At 42.0% G+C, this 1,333-nt stretch carries 1 protein-coding gene; it reads right to left on the minus strand.

The features are described 5' to 3' along the window. Positions 1-50: 50 nt before the first annotated feature. On the minus strand, positions 51-1,271 hold the full coding sequence (locus DU508_RS23675) for an IS256 family transposase (RefSeq protein WP_115405129.1): 1,221 nt from the start codon (positions 1,269-1,271) through the stop codon (positions 51-53). Positions 1,272-1,333 lie beyond the last annotated feature (62 nt).

Below are 1,333 nucleotides of genomic sequence, written 5' to 3' on the forward strand. Positions count from 1 at the left end.
GGCTTTGTAAAATAAACTGTGTCAATCTAAAATAATGCTTCTCAAAAAAATCAATTCAAATCTAATATCATTCTATCAGGAAACCAAATGGCAAGTTTCTGAGCAGTTGTAGCCCAATTGCTCAGCGGCATTGTCCATTTCTGACTGATGTTCTTTTGCGCCAGATAGATCAGTTTCAGCAAAGCCATATCTGATGTGAATGCACCCTTGGTTTTGGTGACTTTCCTTACCTGCCGATGGAATCCCTCAATAGTGTTTGTTGTGTAAATCATTTTTCTGATGGCAGCATCGTAGCGAAAATAGCTGGTAAGCTTTGACCAATTTCGTCGCCAGGACTCCAGTACTTTTTCATATTTCCTGCCCCATTTTTCATCAAGTTCATCTAGCCTGAGTTCTGCAAGCTCAAGGGTTTCCGCTTGGTAAACAGGCTTTAAGTCCTTCATGAAAGTTTTCTGATCTTTTGAGGCAACATATTTGAGACTGTTTCTTATTTGGTGAACAATACAGGTTTGTATTTCGGTCTGGGGATAAATGGCATTGATTGCCTGCGGGAATCCGTTCAGGTTATCAATGCAGGCGATTAAGATATCTTTTACTCCACGATTCTGCAGATCAGTAAGCACGCTCAGCCAAAAGTTGGCACCCTCGCTCTGGGATACATACATGCCTAAAAGTTCTTTGTGCCCATGACGGTTTATTCCAAGGATATTATAGACTGCATGTGACACCATTCGGTGATCTTCTTTTACCTTGTAATGCATGGCATCAAGCCAAACGATCGTGTAGAGTTCCTCAAGTGGCCGGGATTGCCATTCCTTAACTTCCGGTATGATCTTATCAGTAATAGAGGAAAGTGTTGCATGACTGATATCCGTATCGTACATGTCCTTGATGTGCTTGGAAATATCACGTAGACTCATTCCCAACCCATACATGCCGATGATTTTACTTTCAAGGCTTTCGGCTAGAATGGTCTCCCGTTTACGAACAATCTCAGGCTCAAATGTGGAGTTTCGGTCTCGGGGTGTCTGAACGGAAATCGTCCCATTGGAGGTTTTTATCTCTTTCGAGGTCTTGCCATTTTTCCGATTACCCGAAAAACGCTCACCTTCGTCAAGGTGTACTTCCATTTCCGCCTCAAGGGCAGAGTCAAGAAAGCTTTTTAGCAAAGGAGCGAATGCTCCATCCTTGCCATACAAAGATTTGCCTGAGCGCAATTGCTCGAGGGCCTTTTGTTTCATTAGCTCATAATCGAGCTGTTCTTCTCTCATCATAATAAACTGTATCTAAAGTTAGTGATTTTGACTTTTGACACAGTTTATTTTACAATCTC

The sequence above is a fragment of the Pedobacter chinensis genome (genome assembly GCF_003339865.1).
GTDB classification, from domain to species: Bacteria; Bacteroidota; Bacteroidia; order Sphingobacteriales; family Sphingobacteriaceae; genus Pedobacter; species Pedobacter chinensis.